Source organism: Streptomyces violaceus, assembly GCF_036014075.1.
Classification (GTDB): domain Bacteria; phylum Actinomycetota; class Actinomycetes; order Streptomycetales; family Streptomycetaceae; genus Streptomyces; species Streptomyces violaceus.
The window spans coordinates 3,758,389-3,779,187 of sequence record NZ_CP107911.1; the positions used below are offsets into that span (position 1 = coordinate 3,758,389).

The following is a 20,799-nucleotide window of genomic DNA, read 5'->3' on the forward strand; positions in this document are numbered from 1 at the left end:
GATGGGGGGAGCATCGCGACGGGATTGCTCGAAAGCCAAAGGGGAGACGGTGTGCGGCGTCAAGAAATTCGTGTGAAGACATCGCAAAGGCCGCCTCACGCCCGGCCGTCTCAGTGTGCGTACAGCCCCTCGACTTCTTCCGTGAACGCGCGCAGTACCGCGTGGCGGCGGAGCTTCATCGAGGGGGTCAGATGGCCCGCCTCCTCGGTGAAGTCCTCGGGGAGGATGGCGAAGGCGCGGATGGACTCCGGGCGGGAGACCATCTTGTTGGCCTCGTCGACGGCGCGTTGGAGGACGGCGCGCAGATCCTCGTCGTCGACGAGGAGTTTGGCCGGTACGGGGTGTTTGCCGTTCATCTGGCGCCAGTGGGTGATGCCGTCCGGGTCGAGGGTGATCAGGGCCGAGACGAAGGGGCGGCCGTCGCCCAGGACGAGGCACTGGGAGATCAGCGGGTGGGAGCGCAGCCAGTTCTCCAGGGGGGCCGGGGCGACGCTCTTGCCGCCCGCGGTGATCAGCAGTTCCTTCTTGCGGCCGGTGATCGTCAGGTAGCCCTCGTCGTCCAGTTCGCCGATGTCGCCGGTGGCGAGCCAGCCGTCGGGGGCGGCGGGGACGACGCCGCCGGCCTGGGGGTCCCAGTAGCCGCGCAGCACGTGGTCGCCGGCGAGGAGGATCTCGCCGTCGGCGGCGATGCGGACGCGGGTGCCGGGCAGCGGCCAGCCGACCGTGCCCAGGCGTGGTTTGAGGGGTGGCGTGACGGTGGCGGCGCCGGTGGTCTCCGTCAGGCCGTAGCCCTCGAAGATCTCGATGCCGGCTCCGGCGTAGAACGCGGCGAGGCGGTGGCCCAGGGGTGAGCCGCCGCAGATCGCGTAGCGGACCCGGCCGCCCATGGCGTTGCGGATACGGCGGTAGACCAGGGGGTCGTAGAAGGCCCGGGCGGTCCTGAGGGCGCGGGAGGGGCCGGTGCCGGTGCCCGTCTGCCGGGCTTCGACCGCCTCGCCGTAGCGCTGCGCCACCGACACCGCGCGGTCGAACGACGTCACCCGGCCGCCCGCCTCGGCCTTGGCGCGGGCCGAGTTGAAGACCTTCTCCAGCATGTACGGGATGGCCAGCAGACAGGTCGGCCTGAAGCTCGCCAGGTCCGGCAGCAGGTGGTCCGCCTTGATGCTCGGCGCGTGGCCCAGCCGCACCCGGGCGCGGATGCACGCGATCGCGACCATGCGGCCGAAGACGTGGGACATCGGCAGGAACAGCAGGACGGAGGCCTCTTCGCTGGTCTTCGTCTTGAAGACGGGATAGAGGAGTTCGATGGCGTTGTCGACCTCGGCGAAGAAGTTGCCGTGGGTGAGGGCGCAGCCCTTGGGGCGGCCGGTGGTGCCGGAGGTGTAGACGAGGGTGGCGAGCGTGTCGGGGCCGAGCATGCCGCGCCGCACCTCCACCTCCTGGTCGGACAGGTGCGCCCCGGCTTCCGCGAGCCGGTCCACATGGCCCTTCTCGACGATCCACATGTGCTGGAGGTCGGGGAGGCGTTCGCGCTCCGGGCCGAGGGCGGCGGCCTGTCCGGCGGTCTCGGTGACCAGGGCGACCGCGCCCGAGTCCTGGAGGATCCAGCGGGTCTGGAAGACGGAGGACGTGGGATAGACGGGGACGGTGACCAGACCGGCCGACCAGGCCGCGAAGTCCAGGACCGTCCACTCGTAGATCGTGCGGGCCATCACGGCGACCCGGTCGCCCGGCATCAGGCCCTCGGCGATCAGTCCCTTCGCCACGGCCAGCACCTGGGCGGCGAACTCGGCGGCCGTGACGTCGCTCCAGCGCCCCTCGGCGTCCTTGCGGCTGAGCGCCACGGCCCCCGGCTCCGCGCTCGCGTTGTCGAACGGCAGGTCGGCGAGCGACCCGTGCGTCCACGGCGGCGCCAGCGGCGGTACGGCGGCCTCCCGCACCACGCCGTCCAGCCGCCGTGTCTCGGGTTCGACCAGGACCGGTCCTCCGTACACGTCGCCGTAGGCGGAGGAGGGATACGCAGTGGACACGGGCGGCTCCTGGGGCGTGCAGCTGGAAACTGCTTGCTGCATGACGTACGTGCCTCGCACGCCGAGGCGCTCAACCGGCTGAACCCCCAGAAAGGGGTTACTGCCGGTAGGAACGGGATCGTACGGCCCTCACGTGGCGGGTTTGTGCGGGTTCGGGGATGGTCCGGAGCCGGGCCTGTGCATTCTCGGGGATTACGTGAGGGACCTTCAGTTTTGGTGCGTCCTTTACCTTCACGCCCGCTCCAGGATCGCCGTCACCCCCTGCCCGCCCGCCGCGCACACCGAGATCAGCCCGCGCGCGGGCGCGTCCCGTTCGGCGAGGAGCTTGGCCAGCGTGGCCACGATCCGGGCGCCGGTGGCGGCGAAGGGGTGCCCGGTCGCGAGGGACGAGCCCGCGACGTTCAGCCGGCCCCGGTCGACCGTGCCTAGCCCTCGCTTCTCCCAGGCGGCGAGCGTGGCCAGCACCTGGGAGGCGAACGCCTCGTGGATCTCGATCAGTTCGAAATCGGCCAGATCCAGCCCGGCCCGCTCCAGCATGCGCGGGACCGCGTACGCCGGTGCCATGAGCAGGCCGCCCTCGCCGCCCGCCACATCGCCGTCCACGAAGTCCACGGCCGCCGTCTCGTACGCGGTCAGGTACGCCAGCGGTGTCAGGCCGCGCTCCCGGGCCCACTCCTCGCTCGCCAGCAGGACGGTGGCGGCCCCGTCCGTCAGCGGGGTCGAGTTCCCGGCCGTCATGGTCGGGTCGGGGTGGCCGAGGCCGAACACCGGCTTCAGGGAGGCCAGTTTCTCCACGGTCGAGCCGGGGCGCAGGTTCTGGTCGCGGGCCAGGCCGCGGAAGGGGATCACCAGGTCCTGGAAGAAGCCGCGTTCGTACGCCGCCGCCAGCCGTTGGTGGCTTGCCGCGGCCAGTTCGTCCTGGGCCGCGCGGCCGATGTTCCAGGCCCGGGCGGTGACGGCGGCGTGTTCGCCCATGGACAGGCCGGTGCGCGGCTCGGCGTTGCGCGGGATGTCGGGGACGAGGTGGGACGGGCGCACCTTCGCCAGGGCCTTCAGGCGGGCGCCCGCCGACTTCGCGCGTCGGGTCTCCAGCAGGACGCGGCGCAGGGTGTCGTTGACACCGAGGGGCGCGTCGCTGGCCGTGTCGGCGCCGCCCGCGACCGCCGACTCCGTCTGGCCGAGGGCGATCTTGTTGGCGGCGGCGATGACGGCCTGGAGTCCGGTGCCGCAGGCCTGCTGGATGTCGTAGGCCGGGGTGCGCGGGTGCAGCGTCGAGCCGAGGACCGTCTCGCGGGCGAGGTTGAAGTCGCGGCTGTGCTTGAGGACCGCGCCGGCGACGAACTCGCCCACCGCGCCGGGCTCCTGGAGTCCGTACCGCTCGACGAGGCCGTCGAGGGCGGCGGTGAGCATCTGCTGGTTGGAGGCGGTGGCGTACGGGCCGTCGGCGCGGGCGAACGGGATGCGTGCTCCGCCGATGATCGCCACGCGCCGTACCGACGGCGCCATCCGCTGGGGGCTCATCTCGACCTGCTCCTCGCCTGTGACGTAGCATTACCTCCGGTAACCTTACTCCAGAGTAAGGAAGAGTGAGCGTGCTGTGAGCCGTCATCGGGAGCTGGGAGTTGGAATGGCCGACCGCTATCTGCGCTTCACCGGTACGGCGCCCGGCCGTTTCCTCACCCGCCGGCTCGGCCTGCCCCGGCCCGCGGCGCTGACCCGCTGGTCCCCTGAGCGCCCGGCCCTGGACGGCGGCCTGCGTCATCTCACCGCCGGCCGGTCCGGCCTCGACCTCGCACCGGTCCTCGCCCGTACGGGAATCGGACCGGCCGGCTCCGACCGGGCCGCCGCCGTCGTCCTGGACGCGAGCGGGGTGCGGGACGTCGAGGGGCTGGCCGAGGTGCACGCGGCTCTGCATCCCGTCGTACGGTCACTCACCACGAGCGGGCGCGTGCTCGTGCTCGGCGCGCCGCTCGACCCGGCCGACCATCACCAGGCCGCGGCCCAGCAGGCCCTGGAGGGCTTCACGCGCTCCCTCGGCAAGGAGATCGGGCGGGGCAGGACCGTGAACCTGGTCCGGCTCACGGACGCGTCCGCCGCGGAGTCCACGCTCCGTTTCCTGCTGTCGCCCAAGTCGGCGTACGTCAGCGGGCAGGTGATCGAGGTGGGCACGCCCCAGGAGCCGGAGGGGGCACCGGACGCGGACCGCCCCCTGACCGGCCGGACGGCCCTGGTCACCGGTGCCGCGCGCGGTATCGGTGAGGCGGTCGCCGAGGCGCTCGCCCGGGACGGGGCCCGGGTCGTCGTCCTCGATGTGCCGGGGGCCGAACAGGACGCCCGGCGCGTCGCCGACCGGCTCGGCGGCAGTGCCCTGCTCCTCGACATCACGGCCGCCGACGCGGGCGCGCGGATCGCCGAGGCGCTGCCGGACGGACTGGACCTGCTGGTCCACAACGCGGGCATCACCCGCGACCGGCGGCTGGTGAACATGCCGGCCGAGCGCTGGATCCCGGTGCTGGAGGTGAACCTGGCGAGCGTGCTGCGCACGACGGACGCGCTGCTGAAGGCCGGGGCGCTGAGGCGGGGCGGCCGGATCGTGGCGACGGCCTCGATCGCGGGCCTCGCCGGCAACGCGGGGCAGACCAACTACGGGGCGAGCAAGGCGGGCATCGTCGGCCTGGTCCGCTCCCTCGCGCCGCGCGCGCTCGCGGAGCACGGCGTGACGGTCAACGCGGTCGCGCCGGGCTTCATCGAGACGAAGATGACGGCCGCCGTCCCGCTGTTCATCCGCGAGGCGGGCCGCCGGATGAACTCGCTCGCCCAGGGCGGCCTTCCGGTCGATGTCGCCGAGACCATCGCCTGGCTCGCGCACCCGGGCTCGGGCGCGGTCAACGGCCAGGTCGTGCGCGTCTGCGGCCAGAGCCTGCTGGGGGCGTGATGGCCGACGCCGCTCTCGTCCTCACCGGGTCCCCCTCCCTCGCGCCGCTCCTGGCCCGCGGTGCGCTGCTGTCCCCCTTCAAACGGCCCGCACCCGACGCGGAGTTCCCCCGCACCCGGCTGGTCCTGCCCGGCCTGCGCGTCGACCTCGCGCGGCTGGCGGCGTACGAGCGGGTCTGCGGATTCCCGACCGGGGAGGACGCGTTGCCGCTGACGTACCCGCATGTGCTCGGATTCCCCCTGGCCATGCGGCTGATGAGCGGCCGGGACTTCCCGCTGCCGCTGCTGGGCCTGGTCCACACGTCGATCACGGTCACCCGGCACCGGGGCATGCCGGCCACCGGCGCCTACGAACTCGCGGTGCGGGTCGAGGGGCTGGCACCGCACCGGCGCGGCACGGAGGCGACGGTCGTCACGGAGCTGCGGGAAGGCGGGGACGTCGTCTGGGAGTCGAGCAGCACCTACCTCGCCCGGCACCGCACGCCACAGCCCGCCGGGGCTCCCGGGGCTCCCGGGGAGGACGTACGCAAGCCGCTGCCCGCCGTCGCCGAGTGGCGGCTCGCCGAGGACGTCGGGCGTCGCTACGCCGCCGCCTCCGGGGACCGCAACCCGATCCACCTCCACCCGCTCACCGCCCGCCTGTTCGGCTTCCCCCGGGCCATCGCCCACGGCATGTGGACACTCGCCCGCTGCCTCGCCGCACACGGCACACCGGACTCCTGCCGCGTAGTCGCGGCCTTCAAGGCACCGGTCCTGCTGCCCGGGACGGTGACGTACGCGGCGGAGGACGGACGCTTCGAACTGCGGGACGGGGACGAGCGGGTTCACGTGGCGGGGGATGTCTACCCGGCCTGAGCGCCCGTCTGCTCCTCCTCCGGAGGTGCCCAGGGCTGCCCCGCGATGAGGTCGCCCAGGCCTGCCCAGGCGAAGTTCATCATCGTGGCGGCGGCCTGGCGGGCCGTGATGCCCGGGGTGGCGTTGGCCCAGGCGGCGAGGGACTCGGCGGCGCCGACCAGGGCCTCGGCGAGGCCGGCGACCTCGCGCTCCGGCAGGTCGGGGTCGTGGTGCGCCTCACGCGCGCCGGTGAGGATCAGCTGTGTCACGAACGCGACGATCTCCTCGCGCATCGCGGCGACCTCGGCGGCGAACGGCTCGCCGTGCGTCCGGGCCTGGAGGTGCAGGACCGCCCAGGCGTCCGGGTTGCGCGCGGTGTGGGCGAAGAACGCCCCGAGCCCTTCCCAGAGTTGCCGGTCGGAGGGCAGATCGGGCCGGACCCCGGCCCGCACCGCCTCCACGAGTGCCTTGGCCTCGCGGCGGATGCAGGCGGTGAAGAGGTCTTCCTTGGAGTTCAGGTACAGATAGACCAACGGCTTGGACACGCCCGCCAGTTCGGCTATCTCGTCCATCGACGCGGCCATGTAGCCCCGCTGGCCGAAGATCCGCACGGCGGCGTCCAGCATCTGCTGTTCGCGGACCGCACGCGGCATCCGCTTGGTCTTCACGGCACCCATACGGCTTAGCGTACGGTCCCCCTGGCCTGCCCTCGGTCGTGAACCGAAGCGGACCGGCCAGGGGACGTCACCCCGTCACGCCGCGGCAGGGACCTGCTCGCGCTCCGCGTCGCGCGGCTCGTCCAGGGAGGAGCCGTCGGCCGTGGCGTAGGCCTCGCGGTCCAGCAGGTTCTCCCGGGCGGAGACCAGGACCGGGATGAGGGCCTGGCCGGCGACGTTGGTCGCGGTGCGGATCATGTCGAGGATCGGGTCGATCGCGAGGAGCAGACCGACGCCCTCCATCGGCAGACCGAGGGTGGAGAGGGTGAGGGTCAGCATGACCGTAGCGCCGGTCAGTCCGGCCGTGGCGGCGGAGCCGACCACCGAGACGAACGCGATCAGCAGGTAGTCGCCGACGCCCAGCTGGATGTCGAAGATCTGGGCGACGAAGATCGCGGCGATCGCGGGGTAGATCGCGGCGCAGCCGTCCATCTTGGTCGTCGCGCCGAACGGCACCGCGAAGGACGCGTACTCCTTCGGTACGCCGAGCCGCTCGGTGACCTTCTGCGTCAGCGGCATCGTGCCCACGGAGGAGCGGGAGACGAAGGCCAGCTGGATCGCGGGCCAGGCGCCCTTGAAGAACTGGATCGGGTTGGCCTTGGCGACGGTCGCGAGCAGCGCCGGGTAGACGCCGAACAGCACGATCAGGCAGCCGATGTAGATGTCGGCGGTGAACGTCGCGTACTTGCCGATCAGGTCCCAGCCGTACGTGGCGATGGCGTTGCCGATGAGGCCGACCGTGCCGAGCGGGGCGAGCCGGATGACCCACCACAGCGCCTTCTGGAGCAGCTCCAGGACGGACTCGCTCAGGTTGAGGATCGGCTGGGCCCGCTCGCCGAGCTGGAGGGCGGCGATACCGGCGACGGCGGCCATGAAGACGATCTGGAGGACGTTCAGCTGGGTGAACGGCGTGATCACGTCCGTCGGCACGATGCCGGTCAGGAAGTCGATCCAGGAGCCGGTCTCGTCGGGCTTGGCGCCGTCCTTGGGCGTGAGGCCGGTACCGGCGCCGGGGTTGGTGAGCAGGCCGATGACCAGGCCGATACTCACCGCGATCAGCGAGGTGACCATGAACCACAGGAGGGTGCGCGAGGCCAGGCGGGCCGCGTTGTTGACCTTCCGCAGGTTGGTGATCGAGACGAGGATCGCGAAGAAGACGAGCGGCGCGACGGCGAGCTTCAGCAGGCCGATGAAGGTGTCGCCGACCTTCTCCAGGGTCGTGGTCAGCCAGGACAGGTCCTGGTCGCGGGCGAGCCAGCCGAGCAGCACACCCAGGACGAGACCGGCGAGTATCTGGGCCCAGAAGGGCACCTTGAAGGACTTCGTGTATGAGGACACGGACTGACTCCGTTGGGGGGACGCGTTGGGGAGCTGACGTGGGAGACGACGGGGGTTGGCGTTACGTCAGAGACGACAGTTAGCGGACGCGCACCGACAGAGATCCACGTGCAGCCGCGCGACGAGCGCAAGCCTCCGAAGCGCAACGCTCCGGGGCGGACGAGACACGACTGCTGAGTTCATAACAGCAACACCTTAACACCTGAACTTTGAGGACCCCAAAGCCTCGCTTTGACAGGCAGAAGCACGCAGGCACCCATACAAGGCAAAGCGCCCCGTTTCCGAGCATCTACGGAAACGGGGCGCTGCGCGCGTATGTGAGGAAGCTTACGAGGCCTGGCCCTGCGCCCGGCTCGTGTCGTCGGCCGAGTCCTCCTGGCTGCGGTTGGCCTCCATGTTGGCCTTCATACGGTCGACCCGCTGCACCACCTGCACGGAGGCCCGGTCCCGCTCCTTGCGCAGCACGACGAAGCTGATCGGCGCGGAGAACAGCAGGGCGAGGGTCACGATCCACAGGCCGTTGCTGTCGCCGAGGCCGCGCGGGGCGAGGCCGGAGTAGACGAGGCCCCAGACGACCACGAGGCAGCCCACGAAGATTCCGAGGCGCATCAGTGTGTAGCGGAGCATCTCAATCCACTCTTCCGATTCCAAAACGGCCAGGATTCAGTGAAGCACGGCGGGCGGCCGATCTTGCAGGGGGGTCAGTTCAAGAGAGCCGGTTCAACGGGAGGAGCATGATCACGTCTTCTCGGTCGTCTCCCGGCGCGACCCGGATGGCGCCCGGGATCCGGCCGACCTCCTTGTAGCCGCAGGACTCGTAGAACCGCTCAAGACCGAGCCCGCCCCGGCACGTCAGCCGGATCGCCTCGATGCCCTCGATTCCCCGGGCCCCGTCCGCCGCCGCGTCCAGCAGGTCGCGGCCGTAGCCCTTGCCCTGGTGACGCGGATGCACCATCACCGTGTACAGCCACAGCCAGTGCGTCATCAGGTGGTGCGTGTTGAGGGTCAGGAACGCGGTCGCCGCGACCCGTCCCTCCTCGTCGTGCCCGACGAGCAGCCTGACCTTGCCCTCCGCCATCGACGCGAAGTGCTTCACCAGCCAGGGCCGGATGTCCTCCCGCGTCACGGGCGGCACGAACCCGACGGCTCCCCCGGCGTTGGAGACATCGGCCCACAGATCGAGAATGCCGTCACGCAGGTCGGGGGTGACAGCAGGGTCGAGCGTGAAGGTAAGGGGCATGCGGGGATTGTAGCTATTACGACAACGCCCGTGCCGCCACGTCCAGATCCGACACCAGACCCCGGTACGCCGCCTCCCGGTCGTCCGCCCGCAGCACCGCCGACGGATGCACCGTCGGCACCAGCCGCTCCGCCCGCCCGTGGATCTCCTCCTCCAGCACCGTGCCGCGCACCCGCGTGACACGGAACGAGGACCCGAGCAGGGCCTTTCCGGCGGTGGCCCCCAGCACGACGATCAGCTCCGGCTCCACGACCGCGAGCTCCGCCGCCAGCCAGGGCCCGCACGCGGTCATCTCCCGCAGGGTCGGCGCCTTGTGAATACGCCGCTTCCGGGGCTCGGCCCGCGTGAACTTGAAGTGCTTGACCGCGTTGGTGACGTACGCCTCGGAGGGGTCGATGCCGGCCTCGGTGAGCGCCCGGTCGAGGAGCTTCCCGGCCGGCCCGACGAACGGTTTCCCCTGCCGGTCCTCCTGATCCCCGGGCTGCTCACCGACGAGCATGACGCGAGCGTCCTTGTTTCCGGCGCCGAAGACGGTCTGGGTGGCGTCCCGGTGCAAGGGACACCCCCGACAGTCGACAGCGGCCCGACGCAGCGCGGTCAACCCACCGCGCCCAGGAAGGAACGGCTCAGCGGTATAGGCGTCCTCAGGCGCCCGGGTGGCAACCATGCCCTCCGGGTACCCACCCAAGGGGCGCGGGACCCTGCCGATATGCGGCTCCGCCGCGGGGCGCGACCAGCCCCCACGCACCCGCACGCAAAAACTCACACCCGCATCGGCTGAGGCGACTCCCGACGCTCCGGGTCAGCCCCCTCGTACTCCCGGATGATCTCGTACCGAGTGTTCCGCTCCACCGGCCGGAACCCGGCATCCCGAATCAGATCCAGCAGATCCTCACGCGTCAGCTTGTTCGGCGTACCGAAGTTGTCCGCATCATGCGTGATCTTGTACTCGACGACGGACCCGTCCATGTCGTCGGCCCCGTGCTGCAAAGCCAGCTGCGCGGTCTGCACGCCATGCATCACCCAGAAGACCTTGACGTGCGGCACGTTGTCGAACAGCAGCCGCGACACGGCGAAGGTCTTCAGCGCCTCCGCACCGGTCGCCATCTGCGTCCGCGCCTGAAGGCGATTGCGTACCTTCCCGTCCTTCACGTCGACGAAGTCGTGCTGGTAGCGCAGCGGGATGAAGACCTGGAAGCCGCCGGTCTCGTCCTGCAGCTCACGCAGCCGCAGCACGTGGTCCACACGGTGGCGCGGCTCCTCGATGTGGCCGTAGAGCATGGTGGCCGGGGTCTTCAGACCCTTCTCGTGCGCGAGCCGGTGGATGCGCGACCAGTCCTCCCAGTGGGTGCGGTGGTCGACGATGTGCTGCCGGACCTCCCAGTCGAAGATCTCGGCGCCGCCGCCGGTCAGCGACTCCAGACCGGCGTCGATCAGCTCGTCCAGGATCTCGGAGGCGCTCATCCCCGAGATGGTCTCGAAGTGGTGGATCTCGGTCGCCGTGAAGGCCTTCAGCGAGACGTGCGGCAGGGCCGCCTTCAGCTCCCGCAGCGAGCGCGGGTAGTACCGCCACGGCAGGTTCGGGTGCAGCCCGTTGACGATGTGCAGCTCGGTGAGGTTCTCGCCCTCCATCGCCTTGGCGAGCTTGACGGCCTCCTCGATGCGCATCGTGTACGCGTCCTTCTCCCCCGGCTTGCGCTGGAAGGAGCAGTACGCACAGGAGGCCGTGCACACGTTGGTCATGTTGAGGTGACGGTTGACGTTGAAGTGCACGACGTCGCCGTTCTTGCGGGTGCGCACCTCGTGCGCCAGGCCGCCGAGCCAGGCCAGGTCGTCCGACTCGTACAGCGCGATGCCGTCCTCACGGGTCAGTCGGACGCCCGCCCTGACCTTCTCCTCCAGCTCGCGCTTGAGCCCGAGATCCATGCCCACACCTTTCTCCGAAGACGTCCCAACCGTACGACTACGCCTCTACTCCTCTTCGGGCAGCTCCCCCACCCGGTTCTCCCACTTGGTGGAGAGCACGATGGTCGTACGCGTCCGGGAGACGCCCTCGATCCCGCTGAGCCGCCGGATCATCTTCTCCAGGCCGTCCACGTCCGCCGCCCGCACCTTGAGCATGTACGAGTCGTCGCCCGCGATGAACCAGCAGTCCTCGATCTCCGAGAGGTCCTTCAGCCGCTGCGCCACGTCCTCGTGGTCGGTGGCGTCGGAGAGCGAGATGCCGATGAGGGCGGTGACGCCGAGGCCCAGCGAGGCGGCGTCGACGGTGGCCCGGTAGCCGGTGATGACACCGGCCGCCTCCAGCCGGTTGATGCGGTCGGTGACGCTGGGTCCCGACAGTCCGACGAGGCGTCCCAGCTCCGCGTAGGAGGCCCGGCCGTTCTCCCTCAGGGCCTGGATGAGCTGCCTGTCCACCGCGTCCATTGCGATCGAAGCCTTCCGCTGAAGTTGTCTGTGGGTCCGATGAGGTTCGGGGTCGTGCTCAGCCGGCGCGGTGTGATCCGCCACCGAGCTCACCTTGCCAACGGCGGTAGAGACGGTGCGGTACACCCGCCGCGTCGAGTACGCGTCCGGCGACGAAGTCCACCAGGTCCTGGATGTGCGTCGCGCCCGCGTAGAAGGCGGGTGAGGCCGGTACGACGCTCGCGCCCGCGTCGTCGAGGGTGACCAGGTGCCGCAGGGTCTGGCCGTTCAACGGGGTCTCGCGTACGGCCACGACGAGGGGGCGGCCCTCCTTCAGGGTCACGCTCGCCGCCCGCTGCAGCAGGTCCTTCGACAGCCCGAGCGCGACCCCGGCCACGCTCGCCGTCGAGGCGGGCACGATCAGCATGCCCTTGGTGGGGTACGACCCCGAGGAGGGCCCGGCGGCCAGGTCGCCGGCGCTCCAGTGCCGTACGGCGTCGAGGTCGACGGCGAAGGTGTCCGGCTTGCCGTCGGCGCCCCGGGACAGCCATTCCCGCAGGTCGTCGCGCCAGTGAGCGTCACGGAAGGAGATCCCGGTCTCGTCGAGCAGGGTGAGCCGGGAGGCCCGGGAGACCACGAGGTCGACGCTCTCGCCGGCCGCGAGGAGGGCCCGCAGCACGGCAGCGGCATACGGGGTGCCGGATGCCCCGGACACCCCTACGATCCAAGGCGTACGTGGCGTCTCGCCTGGCTTGACTGGGTTCACAAGACCGAGCCTATAGGGCGTCGCAGGGCGGGAACCGGTGCAGGGGTGCGGGCCGTTGCATGGAGGGGATGAGCGAGCACTGGGGGTCGCCATGTCGGGTAGGGAAGCCGGGTGGTCAGGGGGCGACCGTGCGATGGCCGCGGGCAAGCTGATGCTGGCCTGGGTCGCGCTGCTGTGGCTGCTGGAAGTGGTGGACGTGATCAGCGGTCACGCCCTGGACGGCCTGGGCATCACGCCACGCACCCCGTCCGAGCTGATCGACGTCGTCCCCTCGGCGTTCATCCACTTCGGCTTCGCCCATCTGGCCGCGAACACCGTGCCGCTGCTGGTCCTCGGCTTCCTCGCCGCGCTGGCGGGACTGCGCCGGTTCCTGCTGGTCTGCGCGCTGATCATCCTCGTCGACGGCGTGGGCGTCTGGCTCATATCCCCGGCCCACACCAACACCGCGGGCGCCTCCGGCCTGATCTTCGGCCTCTTCGGCTTCCTGCTGATCACCGGCTTCGTCGAGCGCCGCCCCCTGGGCATCCTGGCCGGCGTGCTGATCGCCGCGATCTGGGGCGGCTCGATCCTGGCGGGCCTGGCCCCGACCCAGTCGGGCGTCAGCTGGCAGGGTCATCTGCTGGGGCTGGCGGCGGGCGTGGCGGCGGCGTTCGTGTTCCGTCGCCGCCCGGCCGCGCCGCCCGAGCTCATACGGTGAGGCCGCGCACCAGCAGATCCAGCAGCGCACACACGAACAGGGCAATCCCGATGAAGCCGTTGACGCTGAAGAACGCCCTGTTCACGCGGGACAGGTCGTGCGGCCGGACGATCGAGTGCTCGTACAGGAACGCTCCGGCGACGATCAGCAGGCCCAGCCAGAAGAAGGCTCCCGCGCCGGTGGCGAGGGCGTACCAGACGAACAGGCCCGTCGTCAGCGCGTGACAGACGCGCGCGCCCCAGACGGCCGCCGGGATGCCGAAGCGGGCCGGGACGGACATGACGCCGATCTCGCGGTCGGTCTCGACGTCCTGGCAGGCGTAGATCAGGTCGAAGCCGCCGATCCAGATGCCGACGGCGAGGCCGAGTATCACCGCGTCCCAGGACCAGGTGCCGGTGATGGCGAGCCAGCCGCCGACCGGGCCCATCGCCTGGGCGATGCCGAGGATGGCCTGCGGGAAGTTCGTGAAGCGCTTGCCGTAGGGGTAGACCACCATCGGGATCACCGCGATGGGGGCCAGGGCCAGGCACAGCGGGTTCAGCAGGGCCGCCGCGCCGAGGAAGACGACGAGGGCGACGAGCGCGCCCGTCCAGGCGTGCTTCACGGACATCGCGCCCGTCACCAGCTCGCGCTGCGCCGTACGCGGGTTACGGGCGTCGATCTCCCGGTCGATGATCCGGTTGACCGCCATGGCGAACGTACGCAGCCCCACCATGCAGACGGTGACCAGCAGGAGCCGGCCCCAGTGGATGTTCCGGTCCAGCTGGAACATCGCGGAGAGCGCGGCGATGTAGGCGAAGGGCAGCGCGAAGACCGAGTGCTCGATCATCACCAGGCGCAGGAACGCCTTGGTGCGGCCCGGCTGGGGGATCGCGGCGGATGCGGAGGTCACAGCCCGTACTCCTTCCAGCGGCGGTCCACCTTCGCCGCCGTCTCCGGGTCGGACTCCACCATGTCGGGCCAGCCGCCGTCGCGGGTGTAGCCCTCCTCGGGCCACTTCCTCGTCGCGTCGATGCCCGCCTTGCCGCCCCAGAACTGCTGGTAGGAGGCGTGGTCGAGGTGGTCGACGGGGCCCTCGACGATCGACAGGTCGCGGGCGTAGTCCGTGTTGCCGAGGGCCCGCCAGGCGACCTCGTGCAGGTCGTGGACGTCGCAGTCGGAGTCGACGACCACGATCAGCTTGGTCAGCGACATCATGTGCGCGCCCCAGATCGCGTGCATGACCTTCTGCGCGTGCTTCGGGTACTTCTTGTCGATCGAGACGATCGCGCAGTTGTGGAAGCCGCCCGCCTCCGGCAGGTGGTAGTCCACGATGTCCGGGATGATGATCTTCAGGAGCGGGAGGAAGAAGCGTTCCGTCGCGCGGCCCAGGGGGCCGTCCTCCGTCGGGGGCCTGCCGACGACGATCGACTGGAGCAGCGGCCGCTTCCGCATCGTCACGCAGTCGATCTTCAGCGCGGGGAAGGGCTCCTGCGGGGTGTAGAAGCCGGTGTGGTCGCCGAAGGGGCCCTCGGGCAGCATCTCGCCCGGCTCCAGCCAGCCCTCGATGACGACCTCCGCCTGCGCCGGCACCTGGAGCGGCACGGTCTTGCAGTCGACCATCTCGATCCGCTTGCCCGCGAGGAACCCGGCGAACAGGTACTCGTCGATGTCCCCGGGCAGCGGGGCCGTGGAGGCGTATGTCACGGCGGGCGGACAGCCGAAGGCGATCGCGACGGGCAGCTTCTCACCGCGCCTGGCCGCCACCTGGTAGTGGTTGCGGCTGTCCTTGTGGATCTGCCAGTGCATGCCGATCGTGCGCTTGTCGTGGCGCTGGAGGCGGTACAGCCCGAGGTTGCGGACGCCGCTCTCCGGGTCCTTGGTGTGGGTGAGCCCCAGGTTGAAGAAGGAGCCGCCGTCCTTGGGCCAGGTGAACAGGGCGGGCAGTTGATCCAGGTCCACGTCGTCGCCGGTGAGGACGACCTCGTGCACCGGGCCGTCCTTGACCTTCTTCGGCGGGACGTGGGTCATCGAGCCGAGCTTTCCGAAGGCCTCGCGCACGCCGACGAACCCGTGCGGCAGCTCGGGCTTCAGCAGCCCGCCGATCCGCTCGGAGATCTCGCCGTACGACTTCAGCTCCAGGGCCTTCAGCAGCCGCCGGTCCGTGCCGAACACGTTCATCGCGAGCGGCATGGCCGACCCGCGTACGTTCTCGAAGAGCAGCGCGGGGCCGCCGGCCTTCTGCACCCGGTCGACGATCTCCCCGATCTCCAGATACGGATCCACCTCGGCCTTGATGCGCTTGAGGTCGCCCTCGCGCTCCAGCGCCCTGAGCAGGGAGCGAAGATCGTCGTAAGCCATGCGGTCCAGTATCCCCGAGCGGCTACCCTGGCCCTGAACCGCCCACCCGCTTTCGCTGAGAGGCCGCATGCTCCGGGTACTTATGTTCCTCGTGCCGCTGGCGCTGAGCGTGTACGCGTTCATCGACTGCATCAGCACGAAGGACGACGACATCCGTCACATGCCCAAGCCGATTTGGGCACTGCTCGTCCTGGTGTTCCCGCTCGTCGGCTCGATCTCCTGGCTGATCGCCGGCAAGAAGCGAGGTGCCGCGGCGGGGGGCCGTCCGCGTCCGCGGCAGTGGGTGGCGCCCGACGACAACCCCGACTTCCTGAAGTCCCTCGACGAGGAGAAGCGGGACGACGATCCCAAGCGGGACGAGCCCTGAGGGTCGCCGACGTCCAGTGAGGATCCACCAAGGATGGACAACATGCGGGAACTGTGGCGCCGATTTGAAGAGTGGCTTCGACAGAACGCGCCCGGGGATTATTCCACGCTCCGCCCAGGAGCGTCAGACGTCGATATATCCAGGCTGGAGAGCGAAGTTGGCTTCCCGCTCCACGGTGACCTGAAGTCGCTTCTCTCGGAACACAACGGTGTCACACCGCGCAGATCCAGCATGGCGCCCGGCGCCTTTCTTCTCGGGTACAGCCTTCTGGACACCGAAGGCATCCTGGAATGGCATCAGAACCTTTCCTCCATGGCGCACGAAGCGGCCGAGGAAGGCTATGAGGAAGAAGTGGTCGGGCGCACCGCACACACCCAGTGGGTTCCCTTCGCTCAGGCCCTCACCGGTGATCTGCTGTTCGTCGACCACCGTACGGACCACTACGGAGAGGTCGGCGAGATCTCGTTCGGCGATCCCGAGTACCTGCGGCTCTGGCCGTCCATGACTCTGATGCTGACCGACCTGTGCGACGCGGTGGAGGCATCGCTGCGGCTGCCGACCGCGCGGCGTCGCCCGTCGGTCCATGAAGGGCGCATGCTGGAGTGGGTCACGGGCTGACCCGCGAAACGAAGCGTCCTGCCGGATCACCGTGATCCGGCAGGACGCTTCGCTGTGGGACCCGCTGTCAGGCGATGTTGCAGACCGACTTGATGTCGCAGTACTCGAACCCGGTCTGGACGAAGTACGCGTCACTGTCGAGCAGGCGGATCTCGGACGTGAACCGCCCGAGGTCGCCACCGGCATCCGTGTTCTGCCTGGCCGGGACCGCGGCACGACCGCAGATCTCGTTCCATGTCGGATACGGGTACTTGTTGTCGAGCTCCAGCATCCAGCTGCCGTCCGACTGCTTGTCCGCGTAGAACTGCGCGCAGTACTTGCCCGAGGTCAGCGTCATCCCGCCGCTCTCACGGGATTTCGCGAACGGGTACTCGTCGCAGCTGGTGCCGTCCGCGTTCGGGTGGGGGTCCCACTCCGCGACCGCGAGCATGCACATCTTGTCCCGGTTTTCCTTTGCCTTCGCCTCGTCCGCCAGGCGGTGCAGCGGCTTGTTGTGCTGCTCGCTACCGGGGTGGGAGGCCAGCTTCTCCATGAGCACCCAGTAGTACGCGGCAGCGGCCGGGTACTTCTTCGTGTTCAGTTGAAGCGTCGGAGTGTAGTCGGGGAACACGCATCCGGTGTTGCCGCCCACCTTGTTGTCGCAGCGGACATCGAAGGCACTGTTGCTCCACTTCGGGACGGCCTGAACTCCGGCGCTGGGTGTGGACCAGGTGGTGTCCCAGGTGAAGTCCAGCTTCGATTCGCCTCCCGTGGTCTTGTTCCAGGTGTAGGTGTTGGTCCGGGTGGCGACGTGTGTGTCACCGGGGGTCCAGGTGGTACTGCCGGTCCAGGGGCCGGTGCTTTCGGTGCAGTCGCCGGTGGGCCAGCACTCCTCCGCGAACGACGTGAGCGTGGTGGAGGTGAGCCCCGTCATGTTGACCAGAGACAGCTCGGTCCACGTGGTGAACTGGTTGGACTTGGGGTTGAGGTTGATCTCCTGGATGACCTTCATCGTCGCGTTGCCGACGGGGACGCCGTCGCGTGTCGCGGTCAGCGGAAGCAGACCGCGCAGACATCCTTGCGTCCTGGTCTGCATGGCCGCGCCATTGACGTTCGAGCACCATCCGACGGGGCCCGCGGTCGCTGCCGCGGCGGCGCTCCTGAGCGTTTTCGAGGACTTGGCCTTCTCCTCGTCCAACGGGACGTAGGAGCCGCACCAGCTGATCCCGTCGCGACCGGTCGCACATGTCTGCTCCCCCGGCTCGGCGGCCGCCGAAGCCTTCAGAGCGGCGCCCGCCGGGACTTCCTTGGCGTCCTGAGCGGCCACGAAGTCGACGTCGGGCGCGTTCGGGTCCGCCTCGGGGAAGATGATGTCGTTCAGACCGTCGTAGTCCCCGGGCACGAACGCGATGGCGTCGTAGGCGATGTCCTTGGTGCCGTCGCCACCGTTGAAGTTGTCCAGGCTGACTTCGGGCACGTTGTCGTTGAACCGGTAGGCGCCCAGGTCGACCCATTTGTTGGACTGGTTGGCGTCCTGGGAGATCGCCTTGACGGTGGTGCCGTGTGCGTGCTTGATGCGGTATTCGGCCTTGGAGGTCTGCGCCCCGTGGTCGGGGATGTGCGCGTAGACCTTGGCCTGGCCGCTGTGCTCGGTGATCTTCTGGCCGAGCTTCCAGGTGCCGGTGACCTTCATCCGGTCGCCGGGCGCCGGGAAGGATTCGGGAGAGCGGGTGTGGGTGAACCAGAAGTGGTTGCCGTACGCCGCGCCGATCTGATGAGTGTCGATCTTCCCCGGGTAGGTGGTGATCGTCTGTCCGGTGTCGGCATCGATGATGTCGCTGGGCTGATAGGTGAGTGTGAACGTGCCGTCGGACTTCACTGCCCCGCAGCCGCGTGAACCGGATCCTGCCGGCGTGGTGCCGTTCGGCACGTCGTCCACGATCAGGGCGTTCGACGGCAGGCCGCTGCTGCAGCGCGGCGGGTAGGAGTTGGCGTCCGGCTGTTCCGGATACGACGTGTTGAAGCGGTGGACCTGGTTGCCGCACTCGGCCAGCCGGTCGCAGTCCTTCCACTGGGCCGACTTGTCCCACCAGCAGTGCAGCCAGTGCGGGTTGGTGTCGGAGTCACCCGCATCGAGCTGGCAGGCGCCCATGCCGGGGTCGTTGGAGTCGTTGTCGCCGATCTTGGACGGCACGCAGTCGTTGGACGCGTCACAGAACCGGTCGATCGGCGGCTTGACGGTGCTGCGGTACGCGTTGCTGTTCCACCAGGCGGCCAGGTAACCCGGCTTGAAGTCGCCGGGAGCGAACATCGCCGAGATCGGGCGAGCGGCCCAGCCGAGGACCTTCTCCTCATAGGGCCAGTCCTGCGGGTGCGCGGCATGGCTGTAGTCGTCCTTGGACGGGTCCACGGTGTTTTGCAGGAAGGGGACCCGGTTGGCCTTCCACAACGGGTTGGCCGGGTTGTTGGTCCAGCCCAGTCCCTTGTGCCCGGCGGAGTCAGCCGTCTCGTAGAAGCCGGAGTTATAGGCCCACAGGGCGAAGAACCAGTTCTCGATCCACTTCGGATGGCCGTCGTTGACCTTCATGCCGGCCCGGTAGGTCTGGTTCCACTTGTCGGAGAGGATCTGCACGCCGTAGGCGATGTTGGCGGTGTAGTCCAGCGCGACGGCATCCTGGGTGAGCGGGGACAGGGCCGTCTCACCCTCCTTCTCCTTGCCGGCCAGCCGCATGCCGTCCGTGGCCTGGGTGATGCCGTAACCGCAGTCCGCCTCGGAGAAGTTGATGCGCCACGGGTCGGCCTGCGTACCGTCGGAGGTGTACTGGGTGCCGTAGTAGTTGCCGACGAGGCTGTTGGCGGTGACACCGGGGACGGCGAACCGGGTGGCCTGCCACATGTTGGATTCCTGCGCGGTGACGCCGAGCATCACCTGCGAGGGTATGTGCCAGCGGTCGGTGACGTCGGGGTCCTCGTTGTCGAGAGTGCCGTTGGGGTCACCGGCCAGCACGATCGGCGGGAACAGGCCCTGGGGCTGGTAGCCGCCCGTGCCGGTGTTCTTCCAGTTCGGCGAGCGGTAGAAGTTCAGCTCGCCGACGACGGCTTGGTCCACGGCCCATTCCACCTGCCGGGGCGTGGGCTGGAAGGCCTGCTTCTTGACGTCGTTGCGGGCGACCGCGCAGTAGCGTTCGTCGGTGCCCTCGCTCGGACCGGTCGCCGACGCCGTCAGCGCCTGGGGGCGCAACGTCTGCGCGGACAGACCCTCGGCGTCACCGCTGACCGACGGCTTCGCGGACGAGTCCTTCCCCGTCGGGAGGCCCAGCGCCGGGGAGAGCCGGCTTCCGGCCTCGGCACGCTCGGCGGACAGCTGAGGTGTCGCGTCCAGTTCGGTGTGCTTGCCGGTGGCGACCACGTCCAGGGTGATCCGCGCGTCGCGGACCTGCTTGGCGTCCTCGGGTGTGATCAGGCTGGTCCTGCCGTCCGCCCACGAGGTGGACACGCCCGCGTGGCCCAGGCTCGACATGCGGGCACCCTTGGCGAGATGCCCCGGGTTCTTCACCGGTCCCGGCAGCGTCCCCGTGTTCTTGGCCTTGCCCGTGAGGAACACCGTGCCGCCAGGAGTGGCGGACAGGTCCCAGTCGGTGAGTTTTCCTTCAGCCACCGTCTTCGGGGTGGTCTTCCTGCCCTTGACCTGGGTGGCGTTCAGCCGCTTGGCCCAGGACTTCGCCTTGGTCTTCTTCGAGTCGGTTTCCCGGTCGATGAAGGTCACGCCGTCGCCGCTGTCGGCCGCGATCTGGAAGGGCACATGCTTCGTCACGGCAAGGACGGTTTTCTTCCGCCCGTTGATGCGGACGAGCCTGTTGCCGTGGCCGGCCACGATGCCGTGCCGGGTCGGGACAGCCGAGGTGACCTGACCGGGGAAGGCGACCGGCTTGGACTGTTTGCCGGTGGCCGCGTCGACGGTGATCAGACGGGTCTTCTGCTCCTCGTCCCCGTCGTGGGTCAGCTGGGTGAACACCGCATCGTCCCCGGTGCCGCAGCCCGGAGAGAAGTAGGCCAGCGACGCGGTGACCGGCAGCTTGGTGACCTTGCCGCTGCCCAGGTCGATGACGGCGGTGAACGCGCCGCGCACCATCAGCTCGGGCTTGTTGGTGAACGTCCGGGGTGCGTAGGCGATGGCCGCGTACTTACCGGACCCGGTCACGCACGCGTTACCGATCCAGGAGTCCGCATCGAATCCGTCCTCGCGCAGGGTGGCTACAGTGGTGAACTTGTAACCGTCTTTCTCCTTGCCTGTCAGGACATGGAAACCGGTGCTGTCGCCGGACGTGGACAGGGCCACATCCTTGGAAGAAGCGTGGTTCTTGCCCAGGACGGTTGCGCGGTCCTTGCGGCCGACCTCACGGGGCTCGCTCGTAGCTTCAGGCAGGCTCTTTCCGCCTTGCACGGCGTTGTCGGGGACCTCCGGTCCCTGAGCCTGAGCGGAGATGGACAGCGACGATGCGAGAAGCGCAGTCGCTGCCGCTACCACCACCGC

General features: G+C 69.4%; 19 protein-coding genes. 5 read left to right on the forward strand and 14 right to left on the reverse strand.

The window, feature by feature from the left end:
• Positions 1–110: 110 nt before the first annotated feature.
• Complete coding sequence (locus OG542_RS16820; RefSeq protein WP_328411757.1) at positions 111–2,030, reverse strand: AMP-dependent synthetase/ligase; 1,920 nt, start codon at positions 2,028–2,030, stop codon at positions 111–113.
• Positions 2,031–2,261: 231 nt separating this feature from the next.
• Positions 2,262–3,551, reverse strand: coding sequence for an acetyl-CoA C-acetyltransferase (locus tag OG542_RS16825; protein WP_328411759.1), 1,290 nt, complete (start codon positions 3,549–3,551; stop codon positions 2,262–2,264).
• Positions 3,552–3,657: 106 nt separating this feature from the next.
• Between OG542_RS16825 and OG542_RS16830 the strand changes: the two genes are divergently transcribed.
• Together OG542_RS16830 and OG542_RS16835 are read left to right on the forward strand one after the other, a co-directional pair.
• On the forward strand, positions 3,658–4,965 hold the full coding sequence (locus OG542_RS16830; RefSeq protein WP_328411761.1) for a 3-oxoacyl-ACP reductase: 1,308 nt from the start codon (positions 3,658–3,660) through the stop codon (positions 4,963–4,965).
• Entirely contained in the window at positions 4,965–5,819 is an 855-nt protein-coding gene (locus OG542_RS16835; RefSeq protein ID WP_328411763.1) for a MaoC family dehydratase, read from the forward strand. The genes OG542_RS16830 and OG542_RS16835 overlap by 1 nt, the downstream gene beginning before the upstream one ends.
• Here the strand turns inward: OG542_RS16835 and OG542_RS16840 are convergent.
• The 9 genes from OG542_RS16840 to OG542_RS16875 all read right to left on the reverse strand — a co-directional run bounded on the left by OG542_RS16840 (position 5,807) and on the right by OG542_RS16875 (position 12,264).
• On the reverse strand, positions 5,807–6,475 hold the full coding sequence (locus OG542_RS16840; RefSeq protein WP_184591670.1) for a TetR/AcrR family transcriptional regulator: 669 nt from the start codon (positions 6,473–6,475) through the stop codon (positions 5,807–5,809). The two genes, OG542_RS16835 and OG542_RS16840, sit on opposite strands and share 13 nt — an antisense overlap.
• A gap of 75 nt (positions 6,476–6,550) precedes the next feature.
• Entirely contained in the window at positions 6,551–7,852 is a 1,302-nt protein-coding gene (locus tag OG542_RS16845; protein ID WP_311127172.1) for a dicarboxylate/amino acid:cation symporter, read from the reverse strand.
• A 66-nt stretch (positions 7,853–7,918) separates the two neighbouring features.
• Positions 7,919–8,035 carry a putative leader peptide gene (locus OG542_RS40740; RefSeq protein WP_311127171.1) on the reverse strand — a complete coding sequence of 39 codons (117 nt, stop codon included), beginning with the start codon at positions 8,033–8,035 and terminating at the stop codon, positions 7,919–7,921.
• A gap of 144 nt (positions 8,036–8,179) precedes the next feature.
• Entirely contained in the window at positions 8,180–8,479 is a 300-nt protein-coding gene (locus OG542_RS16850; RefSeq protein ID WP_193482502.1) for a DUF4229 domain-containing protein, read from the reverse strand.
• A 79-nt stretch (positions 8,480–8,558) separates the two neighbouring features.
• Complete coding sequence (locus tag OG542_RS16855; protein WP_328411766.1) at positions 8,559–9,092, reverse strand: GNAT family N-acetyltransferase; 534 nt, start codon at positions 9,090–9,092, stop codon at positions 8,559–8,561.
• 16 nt (positions 9,093–9,108) lie between these two features.
• A complete protein-coding gene (locus OG542_RS16860; protein WP_328411768.1) occupies positions 9,109–9,759 on the reverse strand; it encodes a UdgX family uracil-DNA binding protein in 651 nt (216 codons plus the stop codon).
• Positions 9,760–9,854: 95 nt separating this feature from the next.
• Positions 9,855–11,018 (reverse strand): aminofutalosine synthase MqnE, encoded by a 1,164-nt coding sequence (mqnE, locus tag OG542_RS16865; RefSeq protein ID WP_328411770.1) that lies wholly within the window; start codon positions 11,016–11,018, stop codon positions 9,855–9,857.
• Between the two features lie 45 nt (positions 11,019–11,063).
• The gene (locus tag OG542_RS16870; RefSeq protein WP_033314055.1) at positions 11,064–11,519 is read right to left on the reverse strand and encodes an Lrp/AsnC family transcriptional regulator; all 456 of its coding nucleotides are present in this window, start codon (positions 11,517–11,519) and stop codon (positions 11,064–11,066) included.
• A gap of 58 nt (positions 11,520–11,577) precedes the next feature.
• Positions 11,578–12,264 (reverse strand): UbiX family flavin prenyltransferase, encoded by a 687-nt coding sequence (locus tag OG542_RS16875; protein ID WP_311127167.1) that lies wholly within the window; start codon positions 12,262–12,264, stop codon positions 11,578–11,580.
• 91 nt (positions 12,265–12,355) lie between these two features.
• On the opposite strand from OG542_RS16875, the gene OG542_RS16880 reads away from it, so the two are divergent.
• Positions 12,356–12,961: a rhomboid family intramembrane serine protease gene (locus OG542_RS16880; RefSeq protein WP_328411772.1), complete on the forward strand. Its 606-nt coding sequence runs from the start codon at positions 12,356–12,358 to the stop codon at positions 12,959–12,961.
• Here the strand turns inward: OG542_RS16880 and mqnP are convergent.
• Positions 12,951–13,853: a menaquinone biosynthesis prenyltransferase MqnP gene (gene mqnP, locus OG542_RS16885; RefSeq protein WP_261681217.1), complete on the reverse strand. Its 903-nt coding sequence runs from the start codon at positions 13,851–13,853 to the stop codon at positions 12,951–12,953. The genes OG542_RS16880 and mqnP overlap by 11 nt on opposite strands.
• Entirely contained in the window at positions 13,850–15,301 is a 1,452-nt protein-coding gene (locus OG542_RS16890) for a menaquinone biosynthesis decarboxylase (RefSeq protein ID WP_328411774.1), read from the reverse strand. Before OG542_RS16890 ends, mqnP begins: the two co-directional genes overlap by 4 nt.
• 67 nt (positions 15,302–15,368) lie before the next feature.
• Between OG542_RS16890 and OG542_RS16895 the strand changes: the two genes are divergently transcribed.
• Positions 15,369–15,668, forward strand: a complete 300-nt coding sequence (locus tag OG542_RS16895) for a PLD nuclease N-terminal domain-containing protein (RefSeq protein ID WP_328411776.1) — start codon at positions 15,369–15,371, stop codon at positions 15,666–15,668.
• Positions 15,669–15,701: 33 nt separating this feature from the next.
• Positions 15,702–16,286: an SMI1/KNR4 family protein gene (locus OG542_RS16900; RefSeq protein ID WP_328411778.1), complete on the forward strand. Its 585-nt coding sequence runs from the start codon at positions 15,702–15,704 to the stop codon at positions 16,284–16,286.
• Between the two features lie 67 nt (positions 16,287–16,353).
• Here the strand turns inward: OG542_RS16900 and OG542_RS16905 are convergent, their stop codons facing one another.
• Positions 16,354–20,796, reverse strand: a complete 4,443-nt coding sequence (locus OG542_RS16905) for a golvesin C-terminal-like domain-containing protein (RefSeq protein WP_408057765.1) — start codon at positions 20,794–20,796, stop codon at positions 16,354–16,356.
• Between the last annotated feature and the right edge of the window lie 3 nt (positions 20,797–20,799).